This is a genomic window from Delftia sp. DS1230, assembly GCF_040112715.1.
GTDB classification, from domain to species: domain Bacteria; phylum Pseudomonadota; class Gammaproteobacteria; order Burkholderiales; family Burkholderiaceae_C; genus Comamonas; species Comamonas tsuruhatensis.
The window spans coordinates 5,304,027-5,330,485 of the sequence record NZ_CP157763.1; the positions used below are offsets into that span (position 1 = coordinate 5,304,027).

Annotated in this window: 20 protein-coding genes, 1 other RNA gene and 1 pseudogene; 12 read left to right on the forward strand and 10 right to left on the reverse strand. The window is 68.2% G+C overall.

Annotated features, from left to right (window positions below):
• Positions 1–40: 40 nt before the first annotated feature.
• The 5 genes and pseudogenes from dksA to dapF all read right to left on the reverse strand — a co-directional run bounded on the left by dksA (position 41) and on the right by dapF (position 4,989).
• A pseudogene (dksA, locus tag AAN986_RS23915) lies at positions 41–847 on the reverse strand (RNA polymerase-binding protein DksA).
• A 218-nt stretch (positions 848–1,065) separates the two neighbouring features.
• Positions 1,066–2,181, reverse strand: coding sequence for a GTP-binding protein (locus tag AAN986_RS23920; protein WP_017407136.1), 1,116 nt, complete (start codon positions 2,179–2,181; stop codon positions 1,066–1,068).
• Between the two features lie 134 nt (positions 2,182–2,315).
• Positions 2,316–3,404, reverse strand: coding sequence for a tyrosine recombinase XerC (locus tag AAN986_RS23925; RefSeq protein ID WP_047217441.1), 1,089 nt, complete (start codon positions 3,402–3,404; stop codon positions 2,316–2,318).
• A 14-nt stretch (positions 3,405–3,418) separates the two neighbouring features.
• Complete coding sequence (locus AAN986_RS23930) at positions 3,419–4,132, reverse strand: DUF484 family protein (protein WP_047217440.1); 714 nt, start codon at positions 4,130–4,132, stop codon at positions 3,419–3,421.
• Entirely contained in the window at positions 4,129–4,989 is an 861-nt protein-coding gene (gene dapF / locus AAN986_RS23935; protein ID WP_047217439.1) for a diaminopimelate epimerase, read from the reverse strand. The genes AAN986_RS23930 and dapF overlap by 4 nt, the downstream gene beginning before the upstream one ends.
• Before the next feature lie 127 nt (positions 4,990–5,116).
• Here dapF and AAN986_RS23940 point away from each other — a divergent pair, with 127 nt between their 5' ends.
• The 4 genes from AAN986_RS23940 (at position 5,117) to AAN986_RS23955 (ending at position 11,639) form a co-directional block, all read left to right on the forward strand.
• Positions 5,117–6,787 (forward strand): MBL fold metallo-hydrolase, encoded by a 1,671-nt coding sequence (locus tag AAN986_RS23940; protein ID WP_047217438.1) that lies wholly within the window; start codon positions 5,117–5,119, stop codon positions 6,785–6,787.
• A gap of 53 nt (positions 6,788–6,840) precedes the next feature.
• Complete coding sequence (locus tag AAN986_RS23945; RefSeq protein ID WP_012203381.1) at positions 6,841–7,584, forward strand: S4 domain-containing protein; 744 nt, start codon at positions 6,841–6,843, stop codon at positions 7,582–7,584.
• 95 nt (positions 7,585–7,679) lie between these two features.
• On the forward strand, positions 7,680–9,002 hold the full coding sequence (locus AAN986_RS23950) for a sigma-70 family RNA polymerase sigma factor (RefSeq protein ID WP_047217437.1): 1,323 nt from the start codon (positions 7,680–7,682) through the stop codon (positions 9,000–9,002).
• A 162-nt stretch (positions 9,003–9,164) separates the two neighbouring features.
• The gene (locus tag AAN986_RS23955) at positions 9,165–11,639 is read left to right on the forward strand and encodes a TonB-dependent siderophore receptor (RefSeq protein ID WP_047217436.1); all 2,475 of its coding nucleotides are present in this window, start codon (positions 9,165–9,167) and stop codon (positions 11,637–11,639) included.
• 44 nt (positions 11,640–11,683) lie between these two features.
• Here the strand turns inward: AAN986_RS23955 and rnpB are convergent.
• An RNA gene (rnpB, locus tag AAN986_RS23960) (RNase P RNA component class A) lies at positions 11,684–12,116 on the reverse strand.
• A gap of 56 nt (positions 12,117–12,172) precedes the next feature.
• Entirely contained in the window at positions 12,173–12,967 is a 795-nt protein-coding gene (locus AAN986_RS23965) for a helix-turn-helix transcriptional regulator (RefSeq protein WP_016453123.1), read from the reverse strand.
• 96 nt (positions 12,968–13,063) lie between these two features.
• On the opposite strand from AAN986_RS23965, the gene AAN986_RS23970 reads away from it, so the two are divergent.
• The 4 genes from AAN986_RS23970 (at position 13,064) to AAN986_RS23985 (ending at position 17,751) form a co-directional block, all read left to right on the forward strand.
• Positions 13,064–13,963, forward strand: a complete 900-nt coding sequence (locus AAN986_RS23970; RefSeq protein ID WP_046241200.1) for a DMT family transporter — start codon at positions 13,064–13,066, stop codon at positions 13,961–13,963.
• A gap of 258 nt (positions 13,964–14,221) precedes the next feature.
• Positions 14,222–15,547 carry an MFS transporter gene (locus AAN986_RS23975; RefSeq protein ID WP_016448052.1) on the forward strand — a complete coding sequence of 442 codons (1,326 nt, stop codon included), beginning with the start codon at positions 14,222–14,224 and terminating at the stop codon, positions 15,545–15,547.
• Between the two features lie 105 nt (positions 15,548–15,652).
• Complete coding sequence (locus AAN986_RS23980; protein ID WP_013804123.1) at positions 15,653–16,330, forward strand: DUF2848 domain-containing protein; 678 nt, start codon at positions 15,653–15,655, stop codon at positions 16,328–16,330.
• 50 nt (positions 16,331–16,380) lie between these two features.
• Positions 16,381–17,751 (forward strand): amidase, encoded by a 1,371-nt coding sequence (locus tag AAN986_RS23985; RefSeq protein ID WP_047217435.1) that lies wholly within the window; start codon positions 16,381–16,383, stop codon positions 17,749–17,751.
• Between the two features lie 20 nt (positions 17,752–17,771).
• On the opposite strand, the gene AAN986_RS23990 is transcribed toward AAN986_RS23985, so the two are convergent.
• Positions 17,772–18,707: a LysR family transcriptional regulator gene (locus tag AAN986_RS23990; protein ID WP_017406934.1), complete on the reverse strand. Its 936-nt coding sequence runs from the start codon at positions 18,705–18,707 to the stop codon at positions 17,772–17,774.
• 138 nt (positions 18,708–18,845) lie between these two features.
• Between AAN986_RS23990 and cysK the strand changes: the two genes are divergently transcribed.
• On the forward strand, positions 18,846–19,763 hold the full coding sequence (gene cysK, locus AAN986_RS23995) for a cysteine synthase A (protein ID WP_016448056.1): 918 nt from the start codon (positions 18,846–18,848) through the stop codon (positions 19,761–19,763).
• A gap of 61 nt (positions 19,764–19,824) precedes the next feature.
• On the opposite strand, the gene AAN986_RS24000 is transcribed toward cysK, so the two are convergent.
• Positions 19,825–20,733 (reverse strand): LysR family transcriptional regulator, encoded by a 909-nt coding sequence (locus AAN986_RS24000; RefSeq protein ID WP_047217434.1) that lies wholly within the window; start codon positions 20,731–20,733, stop codon positions 19,825–19,827.
• Positions 20,734–20,838: 105 nt separating this feature from the next.
• Between AAN986_RS24000 and AAN986_RS24005 the strand changes: the two genes are divergently transcribed.
• Together AAN986_RS24005 and AAN986_RS24010 are read left to right on the forward strand one after the other, a co-directional pair.
• On the forward strand, positions 20,839–22,053 hold the full coding sequence (locus tag AAN986_RS24005) for an MFS transporter (RefSeq protein WP_047217433.1): 1,215 nt from the start codon (positions 20,839–20,841) through the stop codon (positions 22,051–22,053).
• 301 nt (positions 22,054–22,354) lie between these two features.
• The gene (locus AAN986_RS24010; protein ID WP_047217432.1) at positions 22,355–24,211 is read left to right on the forward strand and encodes an ABC transporter ATP-binding protein; all 1,857 of its coding nucleotides are present in this window, start codon (positions 22,355–22,357) and stop codon (positions 24,209–24,211) included.
• Here AAN986_RS24010 and AAN986_RS24015 read toward each other — a convergent pair.
• Complete coding sequence (locus tag AAN986_RS24015; RefSeq protein WP_013804129.1) at positions 24,208–24,954, reverse strand: GntR family transcriptional regulator; 747 nt, start codon at positions 24,952–24,954, stop codon at positions 24,208–24,210. The genes AAN986_RS24010 and AAN986_RS24015 overlap by 4 nt on opposite strands.
• Positions 24,955–25,051: 97 nt before the next feature.
• Here AAN986_RS24015 and pcaB point away from each other — a divergent pair, with 97 nt between their 5' ends.
• Positions 25,052–26,434: a 3-carboxy-cis,cis-muconate cycloisomerase gene (gene pcaB / locus AAN986_RS24020; protein WP_034366257.1), complete on the forward strand. Its 1,383-nt coding sequence runs from the start codon at positions 25,052–25,054 to the stop codon at positions 26,432–26,434.
• The last annotated feature ends 25 nt before the right edge of the window (positions 26,435–26,459 follow it).

Sequence of the window (26,459 nt, forward strand, 5' to 3'; positions counted from 1 at the left end):
ATCAGGTTAGCACCACCGTTCCGAAGGCCGTTGCCGCAACTCAATCTCCGTACATCTTCTGCTTGAGCTCGCGTCGCTGCTGGGCCTCCAGCGACAGCGTGGCCGTGGGACGGGCCAGCAGGCGGCCCACGCCGATGGGCTCGCCGGTTTCGTCGCAGTAGCCGTAGTCGCCTGCGTCGATGCGTGCAATGGATTGCTCGATCTTCTTGAGCAGCTTGCGCTCGCGGTCGCGGGTGCGCAGTTCCAGCGCGTGCTCTTCCTCGATGGTGGCGCGGTCGGCCGGATCGGGAACCACCACGGTGTCCTCGCGCAGGTTTTCTGCCGTCTCGCCCGCGTTGGTGTGCATGTCGTGCTTGAGAGTGAGCAGCTTCAGGCGGAAAAACGCCATCTGCTTCTCATTCATGTAGTCGTCATCGGACATGGCCAGCACTTCGGCATCCGTCAGCTCCTCCGCCGACTTGGTCTTCCAGGCATTGGCCAGCTTGGGGTCTCGTTTCGTCGATCCCGACGAAGGCGTTTGCGTAGTGGTAGGCATAGTGTTGGTTTCGCTAACTTAGTCCGAGCCGGGGGCATCGGACGGGGCCATGGATGGTACTGTCAATCGAGGCGCCCGGGTCGAATGCCATGTAGGACAGCCGATCGCCGCAGTTGCGGAACCTGCCGGCTTCCCCTTGCGGCGGGGTGCGGCAATCCAGGCCGTGCGGCGGCCGTGCGTGCAAAGAGCCCTTTTCCAGCCGGCGCGGGAGGCCAGGTCGACGACGCCGACCGCAGTGCGGACCGCGGCCTTCTGGCTTGCAGCCGGGGCCTGGGCGGCCACTGACGGCTTCTTGCTGGATTCGGCGCTCACTTGCTGTCTCCTCACGGTATGGGCGACCCCTGCGGGGCAGTCCATTGGGCTTGGGGGCTCTCTTCAGGGGCGCGATTGTATCGATGCTCTACAGGAGCGCAAGCCGTTGCACATACCCCACATGAAAGCAGAGGAACCGCCTGCAGATGCGGGCGGCTCCTGCGTCAATCAGATGTCAGCAAAAACCATGTGATTCCTCACAAAAGTTCACAGACGGCTCAGACCAGGCACTGCTCCAGGCCCTGCAGGAAGATGTCCTGGGGCAGGTCGATGCCGATGAAGACCATCTTGCTCTGGCGCTTTTCGTCTTCGGCCCATTGCGGTCCCAGGTCGCTGCCCATGAGCTGGTGCACGCCCTGGAAAATGACCTTGCGCTCCGTGCCCTGCATGTTCAGCACGCCCTTGTAGCGCAGCATGCGCGGGCCATAGATGTTGACGATGGCGCCCAGGAAGTCCTCCAGGCGGGCAGGGTCGAACGCGCGGTCGGCACGGTAGACGAAGCTCTTGACGTCGTCATCGTGGTGATGGTGGTGAGGATGATTGCAGTGTTCGCCGTGCTCGTGATCATGGGCGTGGCTGTGGGCGTGGTCGTGCCCGCAGTTCTCGTCATGCTCGTGGTCATGGCTGCAGTGCTCGCCATGCTCGTGCTTGTGATCATGGCCGTGGTCGTGATCGTCTTCCTTGAGGAAGTCGGGATCGATGTCCAGCTTGGCATTGAGGTTGAAGCCACGCAGGTCGAAGACTTCGTTCAGGGGTACTTCGCCGAAATGCACGGCGCGGATGGGCGCGCGCGGGTTCATGTGCTTGAGGCGGTGGATGAGCGCGTTCTTCTCGTCCTCGCTGACCAGATCGGTCTTGGACAGGAAGAGCTGGTCGGCAAAGCCGACCTGGCGGCGCGCTTCCTGGCGGTCGTCCAGCTGCTGGTTGGCGTGCTTGGCGTCGACCAGGGTCAGGATGGAGTCGATGAGATAGGTCTCGGCGATCTCGTCGTCCATGAAGAAGGTCTGGGCGACGGGACCGGGATCGGCCAGGCCCGTGGTCTCGATCACGATGCGGTCGAACTCCACCAGGCCCTTGCGGCGCTTGGAGGCCAGCAGCTGCAGGGTCTCGCGCAGGTCTTCGCGGATGGTGCAGCAGATGCAGCCGTTGCTCATCTGCAGGATCTGCTCCTTGGACTCCGTCCTGAGGATGTCGGTGTCGATGTTTTCCTCGCCGAACTCGTTCTCGATCACGGCGATCTTCATGCCGTGGGACTCGCTGAGCACGCGCTTGAGCAGCGTGGTCTTGCCCGAGCCCAGGAAGCCGGTAAGGATGGTGACGGGAATCAGTGCCATGGGATTGCTTTCAGAAAATTCAGCAAAGGGAAGCGGCAAGGCCCGTCCACCATGGACGGGCCTTGTCGAAAAGACGTTCCGAATAAGTTTAGCGAGCCTGTCAAGTGCTGTTTTGCCAGAGGGCTTGGCCTTTTTTATTCGAGGTTGTCCTTTTCAGGGGTTTCGCCGATTTCGCCGACTTGCCTGCTGTCGCCGCTCTTGCGGCGCGCGCGCGGGTGGGCGCTCTCGTAGGCCTGGGCCAGATGCTGGAAATCCAGGCGCGTGTAAATCTGCGTGGTCGAGATGCTGGCGTGGCCCAGCAGCTCCTGCACGGCGCGCAGATCGCCACTGGACTGCAGCATGTGGCTGGCGAACGAATGCCGCAGCACATGGGGATGGACACCGGCCGACAGGCCGGACTGCTGCCCGCGCTGGCGCAGCCGCGCCCAGACCGACTGCGCGCCCAGGCGCTCGCCGCGCCGGCCGATGAAAAGGGCGGGTTCGTGCTGCGCAGCCTGTGCGGCCGCCCCCGCAAGACCCGTTTCCCGAAGGGCCAGCCAGCGCTGCAGCGCCTGCAGCGCGGCCGCTCCCACGGGCACGGTGCGGCGCTTGCCGCCCTTGCCCTGCACGTGGGCGTCGGCGGACTGCAGGTCTATCCAGCCACGGCCCTGGCGCTGCGTGTCCTGGCCGGGCGCCACGTCCAGCCCCACCAGTTCGCCCACGCGCAGGCCGCAGCTGTACAGCAATTCGGTGATGGCGGCGTCGCGCGCCTCGATCCAGGGGTCGGCATCGGCGTTGCTGAAGGCGGCCAGCTGCACGGCGTCATCCACGCCCAATGCCTTGGGCAGGGGTTTGGGGGCCTTGGGGCCGCGCACGCCCTCCACAGGATTGAAAGGCACCAGCGACTGCTGGGCCGCCCAGCGGAAGAAGCTGCGCCAGCCGGACAGGATGAGCGCAATGCCGCGCGGGCTGCGGCCCCGGGAATGCATCCGGGCCACGAAGCGGCGGATATGGGCGGGCTGCAGCGCCAGCAGTTCCAGGCCGGCGTCGCGGGCCATGGCGCACAGCCGGCCCATGTCCAGCGCATAGAGCTCGCAGGTGCGGTCGGCCAGGCGCTTTTGCACGCGCACATGCTCCAGATAGGCATGGACGGCGGAGGGGAGCAGCGCCAGGTCCTCTGCCTCCAGATCCTCTGCCGGAAGGCCGCCTTCCGGGAGCCCGTCCCTGTCCGATGCCCCCGGCATGGGCTTTCAGCCGATCAGCCGCGCGCCAGGGTCAGCGCCACGGGCCGCATGCGCGAGAGGGCCGCGCTGGCCAGGGCCGAGATGCGCGAGAGGAATTCCGTGCCCATGGTGGCCTCGAAGCGCAGCGGATCGGGAGACCCCAGCACCAGCATGCCGAAGGCATTGGCCGGGTTGATGCTGTCCCCGTCATGCAGCGTGAGCAGGGCCAGGGACTGGGCCGCATCGGGATCGACCAGCCAGCCGCCGGGCTCGAAGCCCATGTTGGGACCGCAAAACGGCATGGTCAGCGACGCCGCGAAGGACTTGGCGTCCTCGCTGACGCCCATGGTGTAGATGCTGCTGGTCTGGGCGCCGGAGACGTTCCACAGGCGCAGGGCCACCTGGGGCACCTCGAAGACATGCTGCAGGCTGGCCGTGAGCGCGTGGGGCAGCTCGCGCAGGTCCTGGACCTTGGCCAGTGCGCAGCTCCAGGCATGCAGCTTGTCGCCGATGGAGGCGTTCTCGCTGCTGTGGCGCATCATGTCCATGATGCGGTGCTCCAGGCCCTTGATCTTCTCGCGCAGCATCTCGGCCTGGCGTTCCTGCAGGCTGACGGTGCGCGGACTGTGGCTGCTGACCAGCTGCACACGCGCGAGCATCTCGGCGTGGCGCTCGAAGAATTCCGGATGGTTCAGCAGGTAGTCGGCAATCGTCTCTTCGGTGACGGCGATATCGGTAGTGCTGTTCATGGCTGGTCGGGAACCTCGATCTGTCCTTCAAAAACAAACTCTGCGGGGCCGGTCATGCGCACTGCGCCGCCGTCCCACTCGATGGTCAGCCGGCCGCCGCGGGTGTGCACATCGACGCGCGCGTCGAGCAGCCCCCAGCGGATGCCGGCCACCACGGCCGCGCAGGCGCCCGTGCCGCAGGCCAGCGTCTCGCCGGCACCGCGCTCGTAAACACGCAGCCGGATCTGGCCGCGATCGACGATCTGCATGAATCCCGCATTGACGCGCTGGGGAAAGCGCGCATGGCGCTCGATCAGCGGGCCCCAGGTGGCCACGGGGGCATGGTCCACATCGTCCACCAGTTGCACCGCATGCGGGTTGCCCATGGAAACGGGGGCGATCCAGACCGTGGCCTCGTCGCCCAGCTGCAGGGGCCATTGCTGCGCCGCACCCAGCGGGCGGGACACAAGGTCTGCACTATTGAAGGGCACCAGGGAGGGCTCCAGCACGGGCTGGCCCATGTCCACGGTGACGCGGCCATCGGCATGCAGCTCGGGGGCGATGAGGCCGGCCAGCGTCTGCACGCGGATGACGGACTTGCCGGTCAGGCCCTTGTCGTGCACATAGCGCGCAAAGCAGCGCGCGCCGTTGCCGCACTGCTCGACCTCGCCGCCGTCGGCGTTGTGGATCACATATTCGAAATCGATGCCTTCGGCGGGCGAGGGCCGCACCGTGAGGATCTGGTCGGCGCCCACGCCGAATTGGCGGTGGGCCAGAAAGCGGTACTGGGCTGCGCTCAGGCCCAGCGGGCCGGCGGTTTCGTCAAGGACCACGAAATCGTTGCCAGCGCCCTGCATCTTGGTAAAGCGGATCTGCATCCCGCGATTATCCCCTGCACGGCAGCCTCATGGCGCAATCCGGGGCATGCCCTGGTGCAGAGCGCCATCCAGCCGCCTGCGTCTCCGGCGCAACAGCACGATGCAGGTCCATCCGCATAATGCCCCCATGACCCGCCCCAGCCAGCTCCTGCACCCCCAGCGCCAGCCCGTAGACACGCTCAAGGCCTCCACCGTTTTGCTGATGCGCGACCGCGCCGATGGCAGCGGACTGGAGGTGCTCATGACAAGGCGCTCGCCCAAGGCCAGCTTCGTGCCCAGCGCCTATGTCTTCCCGGGCGGCGGCATCGAGGCCCAGGACTCTGCCGACGCAGCCCATGCCTGCGCCAGCACCCGCCCCGCCCAGGCCGGCGATGGCCTGCGCGTCACCCAGGCCATCGCCGGCCTGCGCGAGACTTTCGAGGAGCTCGGCATTTTGCTGGCCCACGATGCCCAGGGCCGACCGGTATCGGCCGCCGAGCTGGCCACGCTGGACCGCAATGCTCCCCTGGTTCCCCAGTGCGAGGCACGCGGCCTGCGCCTGGCCGTGGATGCGCTGTGGTACCTGGCCCACTGGACGGCCGACCGCGACCTGCCCCGGCGCTTCGATGTGCCCTTCTTCGTGGCGCGCATGCCCGAAGGCCAGGAGCCTGACGCCGACGGATCGGAACAGTTCGAGCCCATCTGGGTGAGCCCCCAGCAAGCGCTGGAGCGCCACCGCGCGGGCAGCTTCCCCATGATCTTCCCCACCATCCGCACGCTGGACCGGCTCAGCCGCTTCGCGGGCACCGATGCCGTGTTCGCCGCCCTGCAAGGCGAGCAGCCGCTGTGGCAGTGCTGCCCGCGCACCGGCTTTCTCAATGGCAAGGAAGCCCGCCACATGGAGGACGAGGCCCCCTTCGGCGAACTGGAAATGGTCTGCCCGGACGGCCAGATCCTGCACACGCTGGACTGGCAGAGCGAGCGCGCCGTGCCACTGCGCAAGAACCTGCTGCGCCTGACGGCACCCAACCCCGGCGTGATGACCGGCCCCGGCACCAACAGCTATCTGGTGGGCGATGCCGCCACGGGCTACGCAGCCATCGACCCCGGCCCGGCCGACGCCCCCCATGTGCAGCGCCTGTTCGATGCGGCGGGCGGCGACATACGCCACATCCTGTGCACGCATTCCCATGCCGACCACTCGCCGGGCGCCGCGCTGCTGCAGGCGCTGGCGGTGCAGGCCGGCAGGCCCAGGCCCGCCATTGGCGGCCTGCCCTCCGCGCCCACGGCCCGGCCGGCCAGCCGCTTCACCCCCGACTACGCACTGACCGACGGCCAGCGCATCGTGCTGCAGGATGCGCAAACTGGCACCACCCACACCCTGCAGGCCGTGTTCACGCCCGGCCATGCGGCCAACCATGTGTGCTTTGTGCTGGAGGAAGACGCCCTGCTGTTCAGCGGCGACCACATCCTCAATGGCAGCACCACCATCATCGATCCGCCTGACGGCAACATGCGCGACTACATCGATTCGCTGGACAGGCTCGACGCGCTGTGCGCCGCGCACGATGTGCGCTTCATCCTGCCGGCCCATGGCTATGTGCTGGGCTTTGCGCGCCAGGCGATCGCCAAGCTCAAGGCCCACCGGCTGGCCCGCGAGGCAAAGGTGCTGGCCGCCATGCAAAAACAGCCCGACGGCAGCGTGCAGGACTGGGTGCGGCTGGCCTATGACGACGCCCCGCCGCAGCTGTGGCCGATTGCCGAGCGCTCGCTGCTGGCCCATGTGGAGCGCATCCGTGCGCTGTGCGGGCGGCAATGACCGGCAATGACCGACGACGCGCGCGGGGCCTGGTATCTGGTTAAGCTGCGCGCATGTCTGAATCTGAAAGCGTTCGCCTGGCCAAGCGCCTGGCCGAACAGGAACAATGCTCGCGCCGCGAGGCCGAACTGCATATCACCGCCGGCAACGTCCAGGTGGACGGCAAGGTCGTGCAACTGCCCGAGACGCGCGTGCGCCCCGAGCAGCAGGTCACGCTGCGCAGCGGCGCCCAGCCCGAGGCCGTGCCGCCCGTCACCCTGCTGATGAACAAGCCTGCGGGCTATACCCAGGGCCGGCCCTATGGCCGGGTGCGCAGCGCCCACTCCCTGCTGGGCGAAGCCAGCATGGCCCAGGTGGACACGCCCATGCCGCTGCTGGTGCTGGCCCAGCACTTCAAGAACCTCGAGTCCTTTTTGCCCCTGCCGCTGCCGGCCAGCGGCCTCATCGTTTACACCCAGGACAAGCGCGTGGCGCGCAAGCTGGGCGAGGAAGGCATGTGGCTGGAGCAGGAATGCATCGTCGGCGTCGAGGGCCAGATCCACGAGGACGGCCTGGAGCTGATGAAGGCCGGCCTGCCGATCGGCAAGCGCCAGCTGCCGCCCTGCCGCGTGAGCTGGCAGAACGAGAACCATCTGCGCTTTGCGCTCAAGGGCATCGCCCCCGACGAGATCGACGCCATGTGCACCGAAGTGGGCCTTCGCGTGGTCAGCCTGCGCCGCCTGCGCATTGGCCGCCTCTCTCTGGCCAAGGTGCCCGAAGGCCAGTGGCGCTACCTGATGCCCTGGGAGCGGTTCTAGGCCGGCATTGCCGGGTGCGCGGCGGGCAGCACATTCGGCAAATGAGAATCATTTCATAGAATGCGGGATTCCCGTGCTGCCTTCGGGCCTCCCGCATGCCTGCGCCCGCCTCTTCCTCTTCTTCCCTGCTGAGCACCTTCCAGGACAGCTACCACGAGCTGGTGCGCTTCGTGGCGCGCCGCGCCGGCCCGCAGGCCGCGCGTGACCTGGTGCATGACGCCTGGATACGCCTGGCCGAACGCCAGCGCGGCGAAAGCAATGCGCCCGCCGCGCCGGACAGTCCGCCAGGCGCCAGCCGCGCCTATCTCTACGCGGTGATGGAGAACATCGCCATCGACCACCTGCGCCATGGCCAGCGCACGGCCGAGCGCTTTGACACCAGCGCGAGGGAAGGCGAGCCGCCCTCCCCCCTCAGCCCCGATGTGGCCGACACCCATTCCTACCGCCAGGCCCTGGCCGGGGTCGAAGGCGCCCTGGCGCAGCTGCCGGCGCGCTGCCGCGACATCTTCCTGGCCGACCGCATCGAGGGCGCCTCGCATGCAGAGCTGGCCGAGCGCCACGGCGTCTCGGTCAAAACCGTGGAACGCGAGGTCATGCGCGCCATGGACAGCGTGGAAGCCTCGCTGCGCCGCTGGCGCGGAGACACCGCCGCACCCGCACCACGCACGGGCCGCCGCCGCGCCCTGTCCACCCTGCTGGGGATGGCGGGCCTGGGTGTCGGCAGCCCGGCGATGTGGCTGGCCTGGCGCCAGTGGATGCCGCAGTACCAGGTGCGACTGGCCACGGCCACCGGCCGCCTGCTGAACCAGCCCCTGCCCGACGGCAGCAGCTTGACGCTGGACGCCGCCAGCCGTGCCGAGGTGGACTTCTACGCCACGCGCCGCCAGGTGCGGCTGCTGGCCGGCAGCGCCTTCTTCGCCGTGGCGCGCGACACGGAACGGCCCTTCGTGGTCCAGGCGGCGGACGTACAGGTCACCGTGCTGGGCACGCGCTTCGAGGTGGCACTGGAGGACGATGCGGTGCTGGTCGCCGTCGATGCGGGCCGCGTGCAGGTGCGCGACGGCAGCGGCGCCCGGCATGCACTGGGCGCAGGCCAGATGCTGCGCCTGGCGCCAGGCCAGACGGCCGCCGTGCAAACGGTTGCGGCTGTGGCCGCCTGGCGCGAAGGCTGGCTGGACTTCCAGAACACGCCGCTGGCCGAGGTGGCCCGGCGCCTGGAGCGCTACAGCCTGCAGCCAGTGCGCGTGGAGCCCGACGCCGCCGCCCTGCCCGTGCTCGGGCGCGTGCGCATTGCGGCGGCCCAGGGCTGGCTGCGCATGCTGCCGCGCACCCTGCCGGTCAGCGTGCAGGAAGAGGTGCAGGAAAAGGAGCAGGGCCCGGGAACCGGGCGCACCCTGGTCATCCGCCGCCGCAGCTGATGCGCCGATGCGCCGATGCGCCCATGGCCCCGGAATGCACGGCGCATGCGCACCAGGCGTGAGGGAATGTCTGCGCCCGTTCGTATAGGCATGAGGACCCGGGAACGCGACGCATTCGCAGCCCGGAAATCGCCATTGCCCAGATCCGCCACGGGACCTTCCATGTCTTCCTTCCCCTCCAAGCCTTCCCGCCTTGCCCGCCACCATGCCGTTGCCGCGGGCATCGCGCTGCTGGCCCTGCAGCTGTCTCCAGCCGCTCTGGCCCAGGCGGCACCGGCCACAGCCACGGCCGCCAGCACCGACTTCCACATTCCCGCCCAGCCGCTGGACCAGGCACTGGCCCAACTGGCCCGCCAGGCTGGCCTGCAGCTGCTGGCCGCGCCTGAACTGGTGCAGGGCCGCCGTGCGCCCGCCGTGGAAGGGCGCCTGAGCACCGCCGCCGCCGTGGCCCGGCTGCTGCGCGGCAGCGGGCTGGAAGGCCATGTGAGCCAGGGCACGCTGGTGGTGGAAAAGCCCGCCGGCACCGTGGCCCTGCCCGAAGTCACGGTCTCCGCCGTGGGCGAGACCACGACCACCGAGGGCTCGGGCTCCTACACCACGGGGCTGATGAGCACCTCGACCAAGCTGCCGCTGTCCATCCGCGAGACGCCCCAGTCCCTCACCGTGGTCACCCGCCAGAAGATGGACGACCAGGGCATGCTGTCCATCGACGACGTGGCCAACAGCACCACCGGCATCACCATCAACCGCTGGAGCGACGACCGGGCGCGCTATTTCTCGCGCGGGTTCGTGATCGGTTCGTTCCTGCAGGACGGCGTGCCCGTCTCGTATGAAACCGACACCTCCACCTACGACACCATGGCCATGTACGACCACGTGGAAGTGGTGCGCGGCCCCACGGGGCTGATGACGGGCGTGGGCGACCCTTCGGGCACGATCAACTTCGTGCGCAAGCGCGCGCCGCGCACCACCCAGCGCTCGGTCACCCTGCGCGGCGGCAGCTGGAACCAGGCCGTGGGCGAGGTCGATGTGGGCGGCGCCCTCAACGAGGACGGCTCGGCGCGCGGGCGTGTGGTGGCCTCGGCCCAGTCGCGTGACCACTTCATCGATGGCTATAGCAGCCGCCGCCAGCTGCTGTACGGCACCGCCGAGTTCGACCTGGGGCGCGACACCACGCTGAGCGTGGGCGGCTCCTATGTGAACGAAGACAACCCCGGCTCGCAATGGATGGGCGTGCCCATGGGCTTCGATGGCTCCTTCCTCGACATTGCGCGATCCAGGCGTTTCTCGCCCTCCTGGAGCAAATGGGACAAGAAGGAGGTCAGCCTGTTCGCCGACCTGGAGCACCGCTTCGACAACGGCTGGAAGGCCAGGCTGGCCGCGCGCGCCCTGCAGGCCCAGTCCGCGCTGGACGGCGCCTACCTGGTCTCGGGCGGCCTGGACGACCAGGGCCGCACGCGCTACGACGTGGCCGGCGGCCTGTACGACTACGACAAGCGCCAGCTCAGCCTCGATGCCTCGGCCCAGGGCCCCGTGCGCCTGTTCGGCCGCGAGCATGACCTGGCCTTCGGCCTCAGCCGCCGCACCATCCGCTGGAGCGACCAGGGCTACAGCTACCTGTCGCCCACGGGGGAATGGCTGATCGCCAATGGCGTCGATCCCTATACCTGGAACCCCGACTCGCTGGACCGCTCCGGCCTGCTGGCCGAAGACCTGTGGACGCGCCGCCAGAAGACCACGCTGACCTCGGCCTACGCCACGGGCCGCTTCCTGCTGGCCGAGCCACTGAACCTGATCGCCGGCGCGCGCCTGGACTGGTACGACTTCACCAACGTCCAGCGCCAGGGCAGCTGGAGCCGGGAGCGCGAATTCAGCGAGAAAGCCCATGCCACGCCCTATGCGGCGCTGACCTATGACATCAGCAAGACCTACTCGGCCTATGCCAGCTACACCAGCATCTTCCGGCCGCAGGATTTTCTGGATGTCTCGGGCAGCATGCTGGCGCCGGTGGAGGGCCGCAACTTCGAGCTGGGCCTCAAGGGCAGCTACCTGGACGAGCGCGTGAACCTGGCCGTTGCCGTGTTCAACACCACGCAGGACAACCTGCCCCAGGCCATCGCGGACATCAACTCCTGCACGGTGAAGACCAATTGCTACCGCTCCGTCGGCAAGGTCAGGAGCAAGGGGCTGGACGTGGACATCAGCGGCGAGATCCTGCCGCGCCTGAACGCCGGCCTTGGCTATACCTTCACCCAGGCCGAGATCGCCAGCGACAGCACCGAAGGCGCCAAGGGCGCGCCCTATGCCAGCTACACGCCGCGCCACCAGCTCAAGCTGTCGGCCATGTACCACCTGGGCGGCGAGCTGGGCGCATGGCGCGTGGGCGGCGGCCTGCGCTACCAGAGCCGCACCACGTCCGAGTCGCTGACCAGTGCCGAAGGCTATGCAATCCGCCAGTCCGCCTATGCCGTGGCCGACCTGGTCATCGGCTATCGGGTGAACCGGCAGCTGGACCTGCAGATGAACGTCAGCAACCTGTTCGACCGCCGCTACTTCGAGACCCTGGGCACGAACAACGGCGGCAACTATTTCGGCGTGCCGCGCAGGCTGCTGCTGACGGCCAAATACCAGTTCTGAACCGCCCATGAAAATGCCCCGCCGGTGGCGGGGCATGGAAAAAAGTGTGAAGCGCGCCGATAAGCCGGATTCTGTGCACGCGGTTGCCCGCATGTGACCGCCATTAATCTGGGCCGGGCGTCGCCGCCCGGCTCGGTGCTACCTACCCGCACACTCCGGGGGCCCCGTCAACGTGTGCCTACTTGGTATTGCTGCGCGTAGAGATTGCCCGTTTCACCCGGGGACGCGTTCCGCGTCCCCGGGTGGCTATGGGGCCCAGGCTTTCGCCTGGGCGTCTGGCTTGCGCCAGCCGTCGCCAGCTTGCGCTGGCACCCCATAGAACACCAAGTTGGCGGCACATGTCCCCGACTCGTCTCTGTTGCTCTGATCCTCACCTCACGGTGGACAGCCGTTAGCTGCTACGCTGCCCTGTGCAGTCCGGACGTTCCTCCAGTGCCGTGTTTCCACGATTGCACCAGCGGCGGTCTGGCGTGCTTCACGGGCGGCATTATCTCGCGGCTGGGGCCAGGCTGCAGACAGATGGCGCAACAGCCTCACGGCGGCATGCAGAACTCGCGGCGGAATTGTTCGGGCGAGGTGCCGGCCTCGCGCTGGAACATGGCGATGAAGGCCGAGGGCGTGCTGTAGCCCAGGTCATAGGCGATCTGCTGCACGCTCAGGCCGGCCTCCAGCGCGTCGATGGCCAGCAGGTAGCGCATGCGCTGGCGCCATTCGCCCAGGCCCATGCCCAGCTCGCGCTGGCAGTGGCGCGCCAGGGTGCGCTCGGTCATGTGCACGCTGGCGGCCCATTGGGCCAGGCTGCGGTGGTCCTCGGGCGCAGCGCGCATGCGGGTCAGCACTTCGACCAGGGCCGGGTGTTCGGCGGCCGGCAGATAGCCGGGCTCCACGGGAACGGCCCGCAACTGGTCGTAGAGCACACGGGCCAGGCGCAGGTCGGCGTCGGTGGCGGGAATGTGCACGTCGCGCACGGCAAAGTCGGCCAGGATGGCCTTGACGATGGCGCCGATGCGCATGGAGCACGGCTGCGCCGGCAGCTCCCTGCACAGCGCAGGCGCCAGGTAGACCGAGCGGTAGACCACGGCGTGCGCCACATGGCAGCTGTGCACCACGCCGGGCGGCACCCAGACGCCGTACTGCGGCGGCGAGACCCAGCGCTGGCCTGCCGTGTCCATGCACATGCTGCCGTGGGGCGTGTAGTTCAGGTGACCCCAGCTGTGGCTGTGCGGCGGCACCTCGGTGTCGGCGCCGAATTCGTCGTAGCGGAAGTAGTACTCGCCCGGCACATCCTCGACGTTCTGGATGCGCATGGGCTTGCTGGGACGGGGCATGGCGGATGGTCCGGGTTGCGCTATCGATTGTCCGAAACCAGGGATGCACTCCAAGTCGGACAGAACGATCATAGGACCAGTCTTAGGAGTCTTCCAATGGGGTCTTACCTTTTCCCTTTGATCGCCGTGCTCATCTGGTCGGTCAATACCGTGGTCAGCAAGATGGCGGCCGACAGCATCGGCGCGGCCGAGATCGGTTTCTACCGCTGGCTGGTGGCAGCCGTGCTGTTCACGCCCTTCCTTTTGCCGTCCATCTGGCGCCAGCGCGCCGACATCCGGCCGCTGCTGCCGCGCCTCATCGTGCTGGGGATGCTGGGCATGGTGATCTACCAGAGCCTGGCCTACTACGCGGCCCATATGACATCGGCCACGCACATGGGCCTGATCGGCTCGCTCACGCCCATGATGGTGCTGGGCCTGTCCACCGCCATGCTGGGCCAGGCGCTGAGCCGGGGCGCCGTGCTGGGCTGCGTGCTGGCGATTGCGGGCGTGGCCCTGGTGGTGTCTTCGGGGCAGCCTGCCACCTTGCTCACCCAGGGCCTCAATGGCGGTGACGCGCTGATGTTCGTGGCCATGCTGGCCTATGCCGTCTACAACATCCTGCTCAAGCGCTGGCCCATGCCGCGCCTGGCCACGGTGCAACTGCTGTACCTGCAGATCCTGGTGGCCGTGATCGCGCAGCTGCCGCTGTTCCTGATGGCGCCGCGCACGGGGCTGAACGCGGCCAACCTGCCGCTGGTGGGCTTTGCGGGCATCATGGCCTCCATCGCCGCGCCGCTGCTGTGGATGATGTCGGTGGCGCGCATCGGGCCGGGCCGCTCCAGCATGTTCTTCAACCTGGTACCCATCTTCACGGCCGTGATCGCCTTCATGGCATTGGGCGAGCCCCTGGCGGCCTACCACGCCGTGGGCGGCGTGCTGACCATCGGCGGCCTGCTGCTGGCCGAGCTGTGGAAGCAGCCCTTGCGTGCGCCGCGTGCCGCCGCCACCGCCTGAAAAAATCAGGGTTTTCCCGAGCGCAAATGGTGCACGCATGCCGCATGCCGGTGCGGCGCCCGCACCATTGCTGCCCATAAGAATTTGCATTCAGGCCTGCTCATAATTTCTTGTTGGACAGCCCTGTCCTGCCTTTCGATACTGCCGCCAAAGGAACCGCTGCAAGCGCCAGACGCCTGAGGTTCCCACGACACACGGGCCCGGTCCCAGCGGCCTGGCCCGTGTGCCCGCTGCACTTTCGAAGACAGGAGACACCCCATGAGCAGCCCGGCATCCGCCGCACATCCCCTCGCACAGAGCACAGGCGCCGGCGAGGCCGCGTCCCTCGACATGGACGCCACCTACCGCAAGATCGCCTGGCGCCTGATCCCCTTTCTGGTCCTGCTCTTCATCCTGGCCTGGATAGACCGCGTCAACGTCGGTTTCGCCAAGCTGCAGATGCTGGACGACCTGCAGTTCAGCGAGGCCATCTACGGCCTGGGCGCAGGCATCTTCTTCATCGGCTACTTTTTGTTCGAAGTGCCCAGCAACCTGCTGCTGGAGAAGATCGGCGCGCGCAAGACGCTGGCGCGCATCACCATCCTGTGGGGCGCGGCCTCCATGGCCATGGCCTACGTGACCACGCCCACCATGTTCTACGTGCTGCGCTTCGTGCTGGGCGTGGTGGAGGCCGGCTTCTTCCCCGGCGTGGTGCTGTACCTGACCTACTGGTTCCCGGCCCGCCACCGGGCGCGCGTCAACGGCCTGTTCATGACCTCGTTCGCCATTGCAGGCGCGGTGGGCGGCCCGATTGCGGGCGCCATCATGAACGGCATGCAGGGCGTGGGCCATCTGTCCAACTGGCAGTGGCTGTTCATCCTGGAAGGCATTCCCTCGGTGATCGCCGGCTTCTTCGTGCTGCTGTACCTGCCCGAGAAGCCCGCCAACGCCAGGTGGCTGAGCGCGGCCGAGCAGCGCGCCGTGACCGCCGCCGTGGAGGCCGAGAACCAGGGCGGCCACAAGCATGTGTCCTTCCTGGATGCCTGCCGCAACTACCGCGTGTGGCTGTGCGCCGCCGTGTATTTCTGCATCGTCAGCGGCAACGCCACCATCGCGTTCTGGTCGCCGTCCATCATCAAGGAGATCGGCATCCAGAACACGCTGCAGATCGGCCTGATCTCGGCCATTCCCTTCCTGGCCGGCACGCTGGCCATGGTCTGGAACGGCATGCATTCGGACAAGACCGGCGAGCGCCGCATGCACTGCGCCCTGTCCGCACTGATCGCGGCGGCGGGCCTGATCCTGACCGGCCTGTTCCTGCACAACGCCGTGCTCGCCCTGTGCGCGCTGACGCTGGCCTCCATCGGCATCCTCGCGGCCTTTCCCGTGTTCTGGTCGATTCCTGCTGCCTTCCTGGCCGGCACGGCGGCGGCCGGCGGCATTGCGCTGATCAACTCCATCGGCAACCTGGCCGGCTTCGTGGCGCCCTACATGATCGGCGCGCTCAAGACCAGCACGGGATCGCTGTCCTCGGGCCTGTACTTCGTGGCAGCCCTCGAATTCCTGGCGGCCTTCCTGGTCGTGCTCTTCGTCAGGAAGCAGTGAGGCCTGCGTGTGCGGTGCCGCTCCACGCCCTCCGCACGCCACAGCCTGACTTCCGCGTTTTCTCACCGGGGCCCGCGGCCCCGAATTCCCCCTGGATCGCCTGCCATGCAACTGCAGTTCACCACCCCCGAAGGCCAGACCTTCGCCCCTGAATTCGACACCCTCATCGTCGCCGGCTGGGCCGGCCGCGACCGCGAGGCCATCGAGCACCACATCGAGGAGCTGGCCGCCATCGGCATCCCGCGCCCCAGCGCCGTGCCGCTGTACTACCGCATCTCCAGCAACCAGCTGAGCCAGCGCAGCGCGCTGCAGGTGCTGGGCCCGGACTCCTCGGGCGAGGTCGAGGTCTTCGTGTTCACGCACGAAGGCGAGATGTTCGTGAGCCTGGCCTCCGACCACACGGACCGCAAGCTGGAAGCCTACAGCGTGGCCTTTTCCAAGCAGGCCTGCGTCAAGCCCGTGGCCACCCAGGCCTGGCGCTTTGCCGACGTGGCCGGCCACTGGGATGAGCTGGTCGTGCGCTCGTGGATCGTGGAAGACGGCCGCGAGGTGCTCTACCAGGAAGGCACGCTGGCCAGCCTGCGCACGCCCCAGGACCTGATCGCAGGCTTCACGGGCGGCAAGGATCTGCTGCCCGCAGGCTGCGGCATGACCTGCGGCACGGTGGGCGCCATCGGTGGCATCCGCCCCTCGACGCAGTTCTCCATGGAGCTGTACGATCCCCGCAGCCAGCGTTCCATCCGCCACAGCTACCGCAGCGAACTGCTGGACGTCGTGGCCTGAGCCGCGACTCCGATCCGCCCACGCCCGCCTTCACCCACAGGACTTCCCACATGACCCAAGCCCTCCCCCTGCCCAGCCTGGAACTGGCATCACAGCGCCTGCATGGCGGCGAAACCACCTCGGTGCAGCTGACCGAGCAGGCCCTGGCCCGCACCATGTCGGGGGAAGGCCCCAAGGTGTTCACGCGCGTGTTCCAGGGCGCGGCCCTGGCCGAGGCCCGCGCCAGCGACGTGCTGCGTGCGGCCGGCCTGGCGCGCTCGCCCATCGAGGGCCTGCCGGTCTCGGTCAAGGACCTGTTCGACATCGCCGGCTTTCCCACGCTGGGCGGCTCGCGCCTGCTGGCCGACGCACCGCCCGCGCAGCGCACGGCCGAAGTGGTGCAGCGCCTGCGCCAGGCCGGCGCCGTCATCGTGGGCACGACCAACATGACCGAGTTCGCCTACTCCGGCCTGGGCATCAACCCGCACTACGGCACGCCGCGCAATCCCTGGCAGCGTGACGAGGGCGACGGCCGCATCCCGGGTGGCTCGTCCTCGGGCGCGGCCATCTCGGTCACCGACGGCATGGCCATGGCGGCCATCGGCTCGGACACGGGCGGCTCGGTGCGCATTCCTTCGGCGCTGTGCGGGCTCACGGGCTTCAAGCCCACGGCGCGCCGCGTGAGCATGGAAGGCGTGCTGCCGCTGTCGGCCAACCTGGACTCCATCGGCCCGCTGGCCCCCAGCGTGCGCTGCTGCGCCACGCTGGATGCCATCCTCAGCGGCGAACCGCTGGGCGAGCTGCATGCCGCGCCGCTGCAGGGCCTGCGCCTGCTGGCACCCACCAACGTGGTGCTGGACGGCATGGACGCCACCGTGGCCGCGGCCTGGGAGCGCACGCTGGCCCGGCTGTCGCAGGCAGGCGCCCACATCACCCATGCCGTGGTCGCGCCCTTCGGCGAGCTGGCCGACATCAATTCCAAGGGCGGCTTCACGGCCGCCGAGGCCTGGGCCTGGCACCGCCACCACATCGCCACGCGCCTGTCCGAGTACGACCCGCGCGTGGGCACGCGCATCCTGCGCGGCAAGGACATCAGCGCGGCCGACTACATCGACCTGCTGGCACGCCGCAGGCAGTGGATTGCCGCCGTCAGTGCGCAGATGGCCGACCATGACCTGATCGTCATGCCCACCGTGCCCGTGGTCGCCCCGAAGATCGCCGACCTCACGCAGAGCGACGAGGCCTACTTCGGCGCCAACGGCCTGATCCTGCGCAACCCCACGCTGATCAACTTCCTCGACGGCTGCGCCATCTCCCTGCCCTGCCACCGCGCAGGCGAGGCGCCCGTGGGCCTGAGCCTGGCCGGCCTCGGCGGGCAGGACCGGCGACTGCTGTCCGTGGCCCTGGCCGTGGAGCAGCTGCTGGCTTCGGCGCAGGGCTGATCGACCAGGCGGCCTCGGGCCTAGCCGCCCAGGCCGCTGCCCGGCAGCCGCGCCACGGCCTGGCCGTGGTTCAGCGCAAAGGCGGCAGCGGTCTCCTCGGCCGCGCGCGCCACCACTTCGGTCAGCGGGTTCTGGTGGTCGTTGCGGTAGCAGGCCACCAGCGGCAGCGAGGGGAACTCACGGTCCACGCGCAGCAGGCGCAGGCGCTGCTCGGCCAGCTCGCGCTGGATGATGGCCGGCGGCACGGCGGCCACGCCCAGGCCGTCGCAGACCACGCGGATCATGGTGGCCACCGAGGCAATGCAGTTCAGGTGCACCGAGGCGCTGCTTTCGGTGGAGAACAGCTGCTCGATCACCGCATAGGGCTCGGAGCCGCGCGCAAAGCACATGATGGGAAAGGCCGCCAGCTCGGCCAGGCTCAGGGTCTCGTCGCCGATGCCCAGCTTGGGGCTGCCCACCCAGGCCATGGGAAATTCACCCAGCGACAGATGGCCCACGCCGGCCGCCGTCACGGGCTTGGCCTGCAGCGACAGGTCCAGCTGCCCCTTCACCAATTGGTCGGACATGTGCAGCGTGGTGTCGCAGGCAATCTCCACCTGCAGGCGCGGATAGCGCTGCTGCAGCAGCGCCAGGAAATCGGGGAACCAGCTGTGCACGATGGACTCGATGGCGCCGATGCGGATCACGCCCGCATAGGCCTGCTTGTCCAGCATGTCCTCGCGCATCTCGCGCATGAGGCGCAGCATGCGCTCGGCATGGACCAGGGCCTTGGCGCCGTCGGCCGTGAGCGTGACCTCGCGCACGCCGCGGTCGAACAGGCGCACGCCGAACTCCTGCTCCAGCGTGGCGATGCGGCTGGAGACGGCGGCCTGCGTGGTGTACAGCCGCTCGGCCGTCATGCGGAAATTGCGCAGCTCGGCCAGCAGCACAAAGGTTTCCAGGAACCGTAGATTCATGCGGCGATGTTAGCCGTCCAGGCCATATCGATATAGCCCATGCATGGAACGCCTGCGTGCACAATGCTCCGTGACCGCGCACGCTGGCTGCGCAACACCCCGACTGTCCAACCACCACCCCAAAATCGCGGAGGTCCGATGAGAGCTGACAACATCCTGCAAACGATTGGCAACACGCCCCACGTGCGCATCAACCGCCTGTTCGGCGCCGGTGCCAATGTGTGGATCAAGTCCGAGCGCGGCAACCCCGGCGGCTCCATCAAGGACCGCATCGCCCTGGCCATGGTCGAGGACGCCGAAAAATCCGGCGCCCTGAAGCCCGGCGGCACCATCATCGAGCCCACCAGCGGCAACACCGGCGTGGGCCTGGCCCTGGTGGCCGCTGTCAAGGGCTACAAGCTGGTGCTGGTCATGCCCGAGAGCATGAGCATCGAGCGCCGCCGCCTGATGCTGGCCTACGGCGCCAGCTTCGACCTCACGCCCAAGGAAAAGGGCATGAAGGGCGCCATCGCCCGCGCCCAGGAACTGGCCAGCCAGACGCCTGGCGCCTGGATTCCGCAGCAGTTCGAGAACCCCGCCAACATCGATGTGCACGTGCGCACCACCGCCCAGGAAATCCTGGCCGACTTCCCCGAAGGCCTGGATGTGCTGATCACCGGCGTGGGCACGGGCGGCCACCTGACCGGCGTGGCGCGGGTGCTCAAGGCCCAATTCCCCCAGCTCAAGGTCTTCGCCGTGGAGCCTGCCGCATCGCCCGTGATCTCGGGCGGCCAGCCCTCGCCCCACCCCATCCAGGGCATTGGCGCAGGCTTCGTGCCCAAGAACCTGGACACCAGCCTGCTGGACGGCGTGATCCAGGTCGAAGCCGAACCCGCGCGCGAGTACGCACGCCGCTCGGCCCGCGAGGAAGGCATCCTGGTCGGCATCTCCTCGGGCGCCACCCTGGCCGCCATCGCGCAGAAGCTGCCCGAGCTGCCCGCAGGCGCCAAGGTGCTGGGCTTCAACTACGACACGGGCGAGCGCTACCTGTCGGTGGAAGGCTTCCTGCCGGCCTGACCGCCCTGCCCCCTGAACAAGCCAAAGGCCCTTCGCGGGCCTTTTGTCATGGCAGAGCCGTTCAGATCGTCAGGCCCTGAGCCAGGTGCCGCAGCAGCGCATCCACCTTGGGCAGCAACTGGCGGCTGCGCGGCCAGACCAGGTGCAGCGGCAGGCCATCGACTTCGGCGCCGGGCAGCAGCCGCAGCAGGTGGCCATCGCGCAGCAGCGCCTCAACCATCCACGTGGCCAGTTGGGCGATGCCGCAGCCCGCCATCACGGCAGCCACCACCGCTTCGCCATCGCCCAGCACCATGCGCGGCTGCACCGCAATGGCGCCGGCACTGCTCTGCCAAGCACTCATGCCTGCATCGGTCCTTCCATAGGCCACGGCATCATGGCCGGCCAGTGCCTGCAGGCTGTCAGGCGCTCCGCGCCGCTCCAGATACGCAGGCGATGCGCAGAACACCAGCCGCTCCCGCCCCAGCAGACGCTGGCCCAGTCCCGCAGGCAGCTGCACGCTGCCGCCTATGCGCACGGCCACGTCGATGCCTTCGTCCACCACGTCCACGAAGCGGTCCGTGAACGACACCTGGGGCTGCACCGCCGCATGGCGCTGTGCAAACTCCAGCAGCAGCGGCATCACCTTGAGCCGTCCGTACAGCGCCGGCAGGTCCACGCGCAGCCTGCCTGCGGGCTCCAGGTGCTCGGCGGCCAGCACCTGCTCGGCCGACTCCAGCTCGCCCAGCACGCGCACACAGGTGCGGTAGAAGGCCTCGCCGGCATCGGTCAGCCGCAGCCGCCGCGTCGTACGTTCAAACAGGCGCGTCGCCAGCCGGGCTTCCAGCCGGGCCACGGCCTTGCCCACGGCCGAGCCCGTCAGGTGCAGCCGCTCGGCAGCAGCCGTGAAACTGCCCGCGTCTGCGGTACAGACAAAGGCCTCGATGCCCTTGAGACGCTCCGAAGGAAACATGGCGATGGCGGCTTTCATTCAAGAATCAATTTCCAGTATCTGCAGAAAATTCATCCGAGATAAGAATTCACATCTTAAATAAGCTCGCGGGCCTGTTGTTTCTTTTCCCCGGAGTCTTTGCGCATGTCCCCTGCCCCATCCCTGAACCGCGATGCCCGCCCCTCCATTCCTGCCACCCAAGGCAAGGCCGCCACCGCCGTGCTGGCGGTGGCGGCTTTCGTCATCGTCACAACGGAGTTCCTGATCGTCGGCCTGCTGCCGGCGCTGGCGCGCGACCTGGGCACCAGCGCGGCGGCGGCCGGCCAGCTGGTCACGCTGTTCGCCCTGGTCGTGGCGCTGGCCGGTCCGCCGCTCACGGCCTGGCTGGCACCGGTGGGCCGCAAGCGCCTGTTCGTGGCCATTGCCCTGCTGTTTGCGGGCTCCAATGCGCTGGCGGCCGTGGCGCCCAGCCTGGGCGTGCTGGCACTGGCGCGCCTGCTGCCGGCCATGGCGCTGCCGGTGTTCTGGGGCACGGCCAGCGAAACCGCTGCGCAACTGGCAGGACCGTCACGCGCAGGCCGTGCCGTGGCCAGCGTCTACCTGGGCATTTCTGCGGCGCTGCTGCTGGGCATTCCCCTGGGCACGCTGGCCGCCGATGCCGTGGGCTGGCGCGGCGCCTTCGGCCTGCTGGCCCTGCTGTCGCTGCTGGTGGCCCTGGCCCTGCAATGGAAGATGCCGGCGCTTGAAGGCGCGCCCCGCATGCCCCTGGCGCAGCAGTTGCGCGTGTTGCGCACTCCCCGGTTCCTGGCGCAGATTGCGCTGTCGGTGCTGGTCTTCACGGCCATGTTCACGGCCTATACCTATCTGGCCGAAATCCTGGAGCGCGCCGCCGGCGTGGCACCCGCACGCGTGGGCTGGTGGCTGATGGGATTTGGCGCCGTCGGCCTGGCCGGCAACTGGCTGGGCGGGCGCTGGGCCGAGCGCCACGCGCTGAGAGTCACAGCGGCCCTGTGCCTGTTACTGGCCCTGGGCATGGCGGCCACCGTGCAGCTGGCCCAGGCCCTGCCCTGGCTGGTGGTCGCGCTGGCCGTCTGGGGCGTGGCCAACACGGCCCTGTACCCGGTCTGCCAGATCCGCGTCATGCAATCCGCACCCCAGGCGCAGGCCCTGGCGGGCACGGCCAATGTCTCGGCCGCCAATGCCGGCATTGCGCTGGGTGCCCTTTTGGGCGGATGGGCACTGCAGACCGCAGGCCCTCTGTCCACGGGCCGGGTTGCCGCCGGCCTGGCCATGCTGGCGGCCGTGGCGGCGCTGTGCATGGCACGCTCGGGGCGAGCAAGGCACGCGCACTGCGCATGATCCACTCCATGAAGAGCCAGGGCCGGCAATCGCAGCGGCGTGCATTGTTGCTGGCCGCTGCATGCTGCGTTGTCTGCTCGCGCACAAAGTGAACAGCCTCGGGCCTGGACAATCCGTACCGGCGCCGCGACCGCATCCCGGACCGCCGCCTGTGTGCAGCGCAGACGTGACGCCCAGCCCGGCGTAAGACAGTTGTGTGGAGATCTCTTACAAAACATGTTGCGCCCAAAGGTCATGCTGAACGCGCATCGGGCAAACCCGACTCTGGCCTACGATGGTCTGACCAAGGAGTAAAAAAATCTTGTTCGGTTTCTTTGAAAAACGCGTTCCGCCCTATCCCAGCGTCGAGCCCACGGTCCCGCCCAAGGGCTTTTTCGCCTTCATCTGGGCCTGCACGCAAGGCATGCGCGGCTGGATCGCGCTGCTGACCTGCACCTCGGCGCTGCTGGCCGTCTACGAGGCGGCGCTGTTCGCCCTGATGGGCCATGTGGTGGACTGGCTGTCCACCGTGTCGCCGGCAGGCTTCTGGGAGCAGCAGCGCGGCACGGTCTGGGGCATTGCCGCCATCCTCTTGTCCAGCGTGCTGCTGCTGGCCTTTCACACGGCAGTGATGCACCAGGTGCTGGCCATCAATTTCCCCATGCGCCTGCGCTGGGTGTTCCACCGGCTGATGCTGGGCCAGAGCATGTCGTTCTATGCGGACGAGTTCGCGGGCCGCATCACCACCAAGATCATGCAGACGGCGCTGTCGGTGCGCGAAGTGGTGTTCATGGTGGTCGATGTGCTGGTGGGCGTGAGCGTCTACATGATCGGCATCCTGGTGCTGGCGGCCAGCTTCGAGTGGCGGCTGATGATTCCGTTCGCGCTGTGGCTGCTGGCCTATATCGGCGCCTGCTTCTACTTTGTTCCGCGCCTGGGCAAGATCGGCAAGGAGCAGGCCGATGCGCGCTCCATGATGACGGGCCGCGTGACCGATGCCTATACCAACATCGCCACCGTCAAGCTGTTCGCCCACACGCGCCGCGAGGCAGAGTACGCGCGCAACGCCATGGACGCCTTCAAGTCCACCGGCTATGCGCAGATGCGGCTGGTCAGCCTGTTCGAGATCACCAACCACCTGATGATCACCCTGCTGCTGGTGGGCTCCACGGGCACGGCGCTGTACCTGTGGTCTGCCGGCCAGGCCAGCGCGGGCGTGGTGGCAGCGGTGATTGCCATGGCGCTGCGGCTGATGGGCTATTCGCACTGGGTGATGTGGCAGATGACGGGCCTGTTCGAGAACGTGGGCACCATCCAGGACGGCATCCTCACGCTGACCAAGCCGCGCACCATCGTGGACGCGCCCGACGCCAGGCCGCTGCAGGTCACGCACGGCGCCATCGCCTTCGAGGACCTGAGCTTTGCCTACAAGGACGGCGGCAAGCAGGTGATCGACCACCTGAACCTGCACATTCGCGCGGGCGAGCGCATCGGCCTGATCGGCCGCTCGGGCGCGGGCAAGTCCACGCTGGTGAACATGCTGCTGCGCTTCCATGAACCCCAGGGCGGGCGCATCACCATCGACGGGCAGGACATCCGCACCGTCACGCAGGACAGCCTGCGCGGCGCCGTGGGCATGGTGACGCAGGACACCTCGCTGCTGCACCGCTCCATGCGCGACAACATCCTCTACGGCCGCCCCGATGCGACCGAGCAGGAGATGCTGGCCGCCGCGGACAAGGCCGAGGCCTCGGACTTCATCGCCACGCTGACCGACCTCAAGGGCCGCAGCGGCTACGATGCCCAGGTGGGCGAGCGCGGCGTCAAGCTGTCGGGTGGCCAGCGCCAGCGCGTGGCGATTGCGCGCGTGATGCTCAAGGACGCGCCCATCCTGCTGCTGGACGAGGCCACCAGCGCGCTGGACAGCGAGGTCGAGGCCGCCATCCAGCAAAGCCTGGACAGCCTCATGCACGGCAAGACCGTGATCGCCATCGCCCACCGCCTGTCGACCATCGCGGCCATGGACCGGCTCATCGTCATGGACCAGGGCCAGATCGTCGAGCAGGGCACGCACCAGCAACTGCTGGAGCTGGGCGGCATCTACGCCAAGCTGTGGTCGCACCAGAGCGGCGGCTTCCTCGCAGAGCAGGGCTCGGAAGCTGCCAACGCCAACGGCTAGACGCTCGCCAGATCCCGGTCCAGCTGCGTATGCAATGTGTAGCGGCTGGCCGGGTGCAAGGTCACGCTGAGGTCCATCAACTCCCCATCGGTATCCAGGTAGCGGCGCACGATCTTCAGCGCCGCTGACCCTGCCGGGGCCTGCAATTCTTCCGACAGCGCATCCGGAATGAGCGCTCCCACCACGGCCTGCCGCACCCGCGCGATGCGCAGGCCGTATTGCTGCTCCAGCAGGCTGCTGACCAGCAACTCGGGCGCGGCGCGCACGCGCTCGGCCAGCTCCTGCGTGTCAAAGCGCTGCGCATCCACATAGACCACGGTCCAGGCAATGGGCAGGTGCGGTGCGGCGCCGTCGCGGCGCAGGCTGCAGATGGCCAGCCAGCGGCTGCCGGCCGGGCAGTCCAGCTCGGCGGCCAGGTCCTGGTCCAGCACCACCTCCTCGATGCGCCGCACTTCGCGCACATGGGTGGCGCCGAACTGCACCAAGTCCTCCAGCGAGGTCAGCGCCTGGCGGTAGTGCGCATGGGGCTGCGCCGCCTCCACGCGCGTGCCGACCTTCTTGCGCCGCGAGACCAGCCCCGACTGCTGCAGCTCGGCAATCGCCGCGCGCACAGTGTGGCGGCTCACGCCATAGCGGTCGCACAGCTCCAGCTCGGTAGGCAGCAGGGCGCCCACGGCGTATTCGCCCGAGGCAATGCGCTCGGACAGGTCGCGCGCCACCTGGGCATAGCGTGTCTCAGCCATGGGCGCAGGCCTTCCCCCCAGGCAAACCCGGATGTTCGTAATGTACGTACATAAATAAAAATATCGATATGTCCGAACTTAATCGCAATTACGCACCATGACCCTTCCGTCCTTCACCGCCAGCACCGCCATCGATTCGCTGCTGTTCCGCGACGCCTTCGGCACCCCCGCCATGCGCGCCATCTTCGCCGACAGCGCGCTGGTGTCGCGCTACATAGAGGTCGAGGTCGCGCTGGCACGCGCCCAGGGCCGCTGCGGCGTGATTCCGGCCGAGGCCGCACACGAGATCGCGCAGCGCTGCAGCCTCGAAGCGCTGGACTTCGAGCTGCTGCGCAAGGAAACCGACATTGTCGGCTACCCCATCCTGCCGCTGGTGCACCAGTTGGTGAAACAGTGCGGCGACGCAGGCCGCTACATCCACTGGGGCGCCACCACCCAGGACATCATGGACACCGCCACCGTGCTGCAGGTGCGCGATGCGCTGGACCTGGTCGATGCCGACATCGCCGCGCTGCGCACCATCCTGGCCGACCTGGCAGAACGCCACCGCGACACGCCCATGGCCGGCCGCACGCACCTGCAGCACGCCCTGCCCATCACCTTCGGCTACAAGGCCGCCATCTGGCTGGCCATGTTCGACCGCCATGCCCAGCGCCTGCAGGAACTGCGCCCGCGCGTGCTGGTGGGCCAGTTCGCGGGGGCGGCAGGCACGCTGGCCTCGCTGAGCGGCCGGGGCCTGGAAGTGCAGCAATTGCTCATGGAAGAACTGGGCCTGGGCGTGCCCGCCACCACCTGGCATGTGGCGCGCGACGGCCTGGCCGAGGCCGTGAATTTCCTGGCCCTGGTCACCGGCTCGCTGGGCAAGATCGCCTACGACGTGATGCTGCTGTCCTCCACCGAGTTCGGCGAGGTGTTCGAGCCCTTCGTCACCGGGCGCGGCGCCAGCAGCACCATGCCGCAAAAGCGCAACGCCATCTCCAGCGAGCTGATGCTGGCCGCCTCCAAGGCCGTGCGCCAGCATGCGGGCCTGATGCTGGACGCCATGGTCCAGGACCTGGAGCGCGCCACCGGCCCCTGGCACGCCGAATGGGTGGCCCTGCCCGAGAGCTTCGTGCTCTCGGCCGGCGCCCTGCACCAGGCGCGCTTCATGCTCGGCGGCCTCATCGTCGATCCCGAACGCATGGCCCGCAACCTGGACATGACCGACGGTCTGATCGTGGCCGAGGCCGTGATGATGGGCCTGGCCCCGCACACGGGCCGCCAGCAGGCGCACGACATCGTCTATGCCGCCTGCCGCAGCGTCAACGCCGAGGGCGGCACGCTGGCCGATGCGCTGGCCCGCCTGCCCGAAGTCACGGCCCATTTCGACCGCGCGGCGCTGCAGCGCCTCACCGACCCGCGCAACTACCTGGGCGAGGCCCCGCAGATGGTGGACCGCGCCCTTGCGCTGTCGCGCGCCCATACAGCCAGCGGCCGCTGACATCCCGGCCCAGGACAGAACACAG

Excerpts from the sequence above, each read along its gene's own strand:
- AAN986_RS23920 (WP_017407136.1), bottom strand. The coding sequence starts at position 2,181 with ATGGCACTGATTCCCGTCACCATCCTTACCGGCTTCCTGGGCTCGGGC.
- AAN986_RS23925 (WP_047217441.1), bottom strand. The coding sequence starts at position 3,404 with ATGCCGGGGGCATCGGACAGGGACGGGCTCCCGGAAGGCGGCCTTCCG.
- AAN986_RS23930 (WP_047217440.1), bottom strand. The coding sequence starts at position 4,132 with ATGAACAGCACTACCGATATCGCCGTCACCGAAGAGACGATTGCCGAC.
- dapF (WP_047217439.1), bottom strand. The coding sequence starts at position 4,989 with ATGCAGATCCGCTTTACCAAGATGCAGGGCGCTGGCAACGATTTCGTG.
- AAN986_RS23940 (WP_047217438.1), top strand. The coding sequence starts at position 5,117 with ATGACCCGCCCCAGCCAGCTCCTGCACCCCCAGCGCCAGCCCGTAGAC.
- AAN986_RS23945 (WP_012203381.1), top strand. The coding sequence starts at position 6,841 with ATGTCTGAATCTGAAAGCGTTCGCCTGGCCAAGCGCCTGGCCGAACAG.
- AAN986_RS23950 (WP_047217437.1), top strand. The coding sequence starts at position 7,680 with ATGCCTGCGCCCGCCTCTTCCTCTTCTTCCCTGCTGAGCACCTTCCAG.
- AAN986_RS23955 (WP_047217436.1), top strand. The coding sequence starts at position 9,165 with ATGTCTTCCTTCCCCTCCAAGCCTTCCCGCCTTGCCCGCCACCATGCC.
- AAN986_RS23965 (WP_016453123.1), bottom strand. The coding sequence starts at position 12,967 with ATGCCCCGTCCCAGCAAGCCCATGCGCATCCAGAACGTCGAGGATGTG.
- AAN986_RS23970 (WP_046241200.1), top strand. The coding sequence starts at position 13,064 with ATGGGGTCTTACCTTTTCCCTTTGATCGCCGTGCTCATCTGGTCGGTC.
- AAN986_RS23975 (WP_016448052.1), top strand. The coding sequence starts at position 14,222 with ATGAGCAGCCCGGCATCCGCCGCACATCCCCTCGCACAGAGCACAGGC.
- AAN986_RS23980 (WP_013804123.1), top strand. The coding sequence starts at position 15,653 with ATGCAACTGCAGTTCACCACCCCCGAAGGCCAGACCTTCGCCCCTGAA.
- AAN986_RS23985 (WP_047217435.1), top strand. The coding sequence starts at position 16,381 with ATGACCCAAGCCCTCCCCCTGCCCAGCCTGGAACTGGCATCACAGCGC.
- AAN986_RS23990 (WP_017406934.1), bottom strand. The coding sequence starts at position 18,707 with ATGAATCTACGGTTCCTGGAAACCTTTGTGCTGCTGGCCGAGCTGCGC.
- cysK (WP_016448056.1), top strand. The coding sequence starts at position 18,846 with ATGAGAGCTGACAACATCCTGCAAACGATTGGCAACACGCCCCACGTG.
- AAN986_RS24000 (WP_047217434.1), bottom strand. The coding sequence starts at position 20,733 with ATGAAAGCCGCCATCGCCATGTTTCCTTCGGAGCGTCTCAAGGGCATC.
- AAN986_RS24005 (WP_047217433.1), top strand. The coding sequence starts at position 20,839 with ATGTCCCCTGCCCCATCCCTGAACCGCGATGCCCGCCCCTCCATTCCT.
- AAN986_RS24015 (WP_013804129.1), bottom strand. The coding sequence starts at position 24,954 with ATGGCTGAGACACGCTATGCCCAGGTGGCGCGCGACCTGTCCGAGCGC.
- pcaB (WP_034366257.1), top strand. The coding sequence starts at position 25,052 with ATGACCCTTCCGTCCTTCACCGCCAGCACCGCCATCGATTCGCTGCTG.